Annotated in this window: 2 protein-coding genes; one reads left to right on the top strand and one right to left on the bottom strand. The window is 65.9% G+C overall.

Translation table 11 applies throughout. The features are described 5' to 3' along the window. The first annotated feature begins 229 nt into the window (after window positions 1-229). A complete protein-coding gene (locus EOA38_RS27990) occupies window positions 230-2335 on the top strand; it encodes a molybdopterin oxidoreductase family protein (RefSeq protein WP_127300742.1) in 2106 nt (701 codons plus the stop codon). A 14-nt stretch (window positions 2336-2349) separates the two neighbouring features. On the opposite strand, the gene EOA38_RS39385 is transcribed toward EOA38_RS27990, so the two are convergent. Then, window positions 2350-4928, bottom strand: a 2579-nt coding sequence (locus EOA38_RS39385; RefSeq protein ID WP_189434961.1) for a sel1 repeat family protein, incomplete at its 5' end; no start/stop codon positions are given.

Below are 4928 nucleotides of genomic sequence, written 5' to 3'. Positions count from 1 at the left end.
GCGCTCACATTGGCGCCAGGCGCCAGCGCCAATCTCACGAACTCTTCTTTCTGGCTCATCACGCTTCTGGCCTCGAATGGCATCCCGAACCCCCTCGCGCAAAACGCGCAAAACTGTTCGCGATGTCCTCGCACACCTGTTCGCGATGTCCCCGGTCCAAACAAAGGGGAGAAGGAAGGCGCTCCATCTGGCCCTACACCTCGCCGGCAAAACCCGCTACACACCCCGCATGAACCAGCACGCCAAGCTCAGGATCGGCCATTCGGCCTGTCCGCACGATTGTCCGTCCACCTGCGCGCTCGAAGTCGAGCTGCTCGACGAAAACCGCATCGGCCGCGTCCATGGCGCCAAGGCGAACAGCTACACGGCGGGCGTCGTCTGCGCCAAGGTCGCCCGCTATGCCGACCGCGTCCACCATCCCGACCGCCTGCTGAAGCCGCTGGTGCGCGCCGGCGCCAAGGGCGAGGGCGCCTGGAAGGAAGCGAGCTGGGAAGCGGCGCTCGATCTCGTGGCGGAGAAGTTCATTGCTGCCGAGGAGAAATACGGCTCCGAGACCGTCTGGCCCTATTTCTATGCCGGCACGATGGGGCTGGTGCAGCGCGACGGCATCGAGCGGCTGCGTCATGCGAAGAAATACTCGGGCTTCTTCAGCTCGATCTGCACCAATCTCGCCTGGACCGGCTGGATGATGGGGGTGGGCGCCTTGCGCGGTCCCGATCCGCGCGAGATGGCGAAGTCCGACTGCGTGGTGATCTGGGGCACCAACGCGGTGGTCACCCAGGTCAACGTCATGACCCATGCGACCAGGGCGCGGAAAGAACGAGGCGCCAGGATCGTCGTCATCGACATCTATGAGAATGCCACCATGAAGCAGGCCGATCTCGGCCTTGTCTTGAAGCCCGGCACCGATGGCGCGCTCGCCTGCGCGGTCATGCATGTGCTTTTCCGCGATGGCATGGCCGACCGCGCCTATCTCGAAAAATACACAGACGATCCGCGCGGACTGGAAGAGCACCTCAAGACCCGCACGCCGGAATGGGCGGCCGCCATCACGGGCTTGAGCGTCGCCGAGATCGAGGCTTTCGCAAATCTCGTCGGCACGACGAAGAAGACCTATTTCCGCCTTGGCTACGGTTTTGCCCGCCAGCGCAACGGCTCGATCAACATGCATGCCGCCTCCTGCATCGCCGCGGTCACCGGCGCCTGGCAATATGAGGGCGGAGGCGCCTTCCACTCCAATTCCGGTATCTTCAAGCTGAACCAGGACGTGCTCGAGGGCACCGCGATGCGCGACCCGAAGGTGCGCTATCTCGACCATTCGCGCATCGGCCCGGTGCTGACCGGTGCCGAGGACGCGCTCTATGGCGGTCCGCCGGTGACGGCGATGCTGATCCAGAACACCAATCCGGTGAATGTCGCGCCCGAGCAGCGTCTGGTGAAGCAAGGCTTCCTGCGCGAGGACCTGTTCTCTTGCGTGCACGAGCAGTTCATGACCGATACGGCCAAGCTCGCCGATGTCGTGCTGCCGGCGACGATGTTTTTGGAACATGACGACGTCTACAAGGGCGGCGGCAACCAGCACATCACGCTCGGCCCCAAGCTGATCGAGCCGCCGCAAGGACCACGCACCAACCACTACGTCAATGAGGAGCTCGGCAAGCGGCTGGGCGTCGGCGACCGGCCGGGCTTCGGCCTGACCGAGAAGGAGCATATCGACATCATCCTCGGCAAGCGCGGGTTGGGCAGCTTCGATAGCCTCAGGCAACAGAAGTGGGTCGACCTGCAGCCGGAGTTCGACGACGCGCATTTCATCAACGGCTTCGGCCATGCCGACAAGAAATTCCACTTCCGGCCCAACTGGACGGGGCAGTCGGCGCCCAACCGGCCGCCGAAGAGCATGGGTCTGTTCGGCCCGGTCGAGCGGCTGCCGGAATTCCCTGACCATGTCGAGCTGATCGAGGTGACTGACGAAGAGCATCCGTTCCGGCTGACGACCTCGCCGGCGCGCAATTTTCTGAACTCGACCTTTGCCGAGACGCCGGTGTCGAAGGCCAGGGAAGGCAGGCCGGAATTGCTGCTCCATCCCGAGGACGCCGCGTCACTCGGCATCGAGGACGGCGGCCGCGTCGAAGTCGGCAACCGGCGCGGCGACCTCGTGCTGCACGCCAAACTCTTCGACGGCGTGAAGCGCGGCGTGGTGGTGGCCGAAGGCATCTGGCCCAACAGCGCGCATGAGCGCGGCGAGGGCATCAACGTGCTCACCGGCGCCGACGCGCCGGCGCCCTATGGCGGCGCTGCGTTTCATGACAACAAGGTCTGGCTCAGGGCGCTTTGATCGCTCGGCTTTGACTATTTGGCGGCCTGAGCGTCCAGCGTCTTGATCTCTTCCGCGGCCGCCTTGCGGGCCGTGGCATCGATGCCGGTTGCACCCTTGTCCTTGGCGAAGGCGATGAGAGCTGTGCGTGTTTGCTCGTCGCATCCATCCTCGCCCACGCCGTCGATGCCGGCCTTGCGGGCAGCAGCGAGGACGGAGTCGCAGGCGTCGGGCGCGAAAGCAAACTGGCCCATGATGGCGCCGAGCGTCAGCGGGTCCTGCAGGCGCGGATCGTCGCGGATCGCCTGCAGGGTGGCGTTGCCGACCGCCTTCGATTTCCGGTCCTGCGCGATCTGCGTCAGGTCGAAGATGAACTCGAACTCCGCCTTGTCGACGCCGTCGGGCTTCGAGACCAGGATGTCCAGCGCATAGCGCGTGACTTCGTCGGGCGTGACGACCGCGCGCACGACCCTTGCCTGGTGATAGTTGCGCACCAGCGCCCAGCGCGAGGGGAGGTCGCCATAGCGGGCGAGCATGTCGAGCTGCTTGATGGCGGCCTTCTTCTGCTTGTCGGTCTTAGCGGCCTGCGCCTGGGCGAACACCTTGTCGCGGACGCGGTCGAGGATTTCGCCCGCGAGCATGTCTGAAGCCGGTGCCGCCTGCTGTGTCCCGGCCGCCGTTTGCGGGCTCGGAGCATCGGTGAGCGGGCCTTTCGCATCGACCCATGCGGCCAGCGCCTTGCGCGCGTCCGGACCGAAATAGCCCTTCGGCTCGCCGGCGTAAAAACCTTCGCTCTTCAGCGTCGTCTCGATCGCGATGCGGATCTCGTCGGGCAGGGCCTTGCCGACGCTGACCAGGTTCTCCTCGTCGAGGCCGGCCGGCGCTTCACGGAACGCGTCCATCACCGCGGCGGCGACCGCGGCCGTTCCGGCGCTGGAGGCCGGTCCGGAAAAGAGGCCGCTGAGTTCGATACCGGCATCGCCGCCGAACACCCCGGCGCCCATCCTGCCGATGCCGTCATTGTAGAGGGCAATGCGGTTGGTGATGCCTTCACGCAGCGTCATCAGCCGGTCGAAACTGTCGAAGGTAAAGGCATCGGCAAGCTTGCCCCTTGCCTTGAGCGAACCGAGCCGTGCCGCCTCGCGCCACGCATGCAGCCGCTCGCGCGGGTTCTTGTCGATGCCGAGACCATTGTCATAGGCGTCGCCGAGCAGCACCATGGCTTCGACGCTGCCGAGATTGGCGGCGTTGATCAGCATCGCAGTCGCCCTGACGTCGTCCTGCGGATAGACCAAGCCCCGCCGCAGCAGCTTGGCATGAAGCAGATAGGCCTGCGGTTCCTTCTTGCCTTCGCCCTCACCGATCAGCGCTTTCAGATCATCGTCGCTCAGGCCGCCGTCGCGGCGCGACGGCCGGTAGCTGGTCGAATCGAGATTGGCGTATTGCGTCGAGGCGTAGAGCCAGAGCGCGTCGCGGTCGCCCCCATCCGCCAGTGGCTTCAGCATGGCGCGCGCCTGGTCCTCGTTCTTGAACTGCTGATTGTCCGAAAGCTCGAGCCGCGCCAGCGCCAGCGCCGCGCCGGGCTCGCCGGCATCGGCGCCGTCGCTCAGGCGTTCGACCAGCATTTCGGGATAGTCGACCCGCAAGCCGTCATAGTCGAGAAGCGAGCCCGCAAGCCTGATGCAGGCATCGAGGTCCCATGAGCCGTTGAACAGCTGGACCGCCGCCCGCGGCTGGCGGCCGACGAACCTGCCGTCCAGCAGCAGGCCGGCGAGCATCGGCCCGGCCTCGGCAACATTCTTGGCGGCGCGCAGCATGGCGATGGCGCGCTTGCCGTCCGCCGGGCCGCCTTCGCCCTTGGCCAGCATGTCGGCCAGCATCGGGATGGCGTAATCGTCGTGACCGACGCGCGCCTCCAGCAGCTGCCTGGCCTTTGCTGCATCCTGCGGCGTCCCCCGGCCCAGCCGCAGCGCCGTGATGTAGGCGAGCGCGGATCGTACCGAGTCATTGGTCCCGGCCTGGGAATCGGCCTCGACAGCATGAAAGGCCTTTTGCTGCTCGTCGCCGGTGAAGCCGTCCTTCTCCAGTGTCGTCTGCGCGATCAGCAGCGGCATGTCCTTACGGACCTGGCTGTCCCATTCGCCGGGCGACTGGCCCTGGACCGGTGCGTCGATGATGTGCTGCGCGGCCTCGACCAGCTTGCGCGCGTCGCGGCGCAGCAGCGGCCCATCGTTATACTGGCGGAGCAGCGTCATCAGGGCTGTCAGATGACCGGCGGCGCCAGCTTTCTGCAGGGCATCGAGCGCCATTTCGCGGGTGACCGGCGGCGCACCGGCATCCGCGCTGTCGCCCCGATGCACCGAGTAGAACTCGTAGAGGAGGAGATTCGCTTCAGGGCTGCCGCCGTCGGCCAGCAGCTTGACCTGCGGGATCAGCCAGGTCAGCCCCGGCTGGTCGAGCGCCACTTCGACCCTCAGCCATTGCAGCGTCAGCCGCTTTTCCTGCGGCGCGCCGAGCATCGCCGCCTGGCATTTGTCGGCCAGGCCTTTGAGCTTGCTGAGATTCATATCCTGCGGGAAGAGCTCGCCGTACTGGACCGGCGGGGCCTTGGCTT

The sequence above is a fragment of the Mesorhizobium sp. M1E.F.Ca.ET.041.01.1.1 genome, assembly GCF_003997355.1.
Classification (GTDB): Bacteria; Pseudomonadota; Alphaproteobacteria; order Rhizobiales; family Rhizobiaceae; genus Mesorhizobium.
The sequence above is the reverse complement of the archived record's forward strand: the minus strand, read 5'-3'. Positions and strand labels throughout refer to the sequence as shown.

Coding starts and splice junctions, on each gene's coding strand:
- EOA38_RS27990 (WP_127300742.1), top strand. CDS start 230: ATGAACCAGCACGCCAAGCTCAGGATCGGCCATTCGGCCTGTCCGCAC.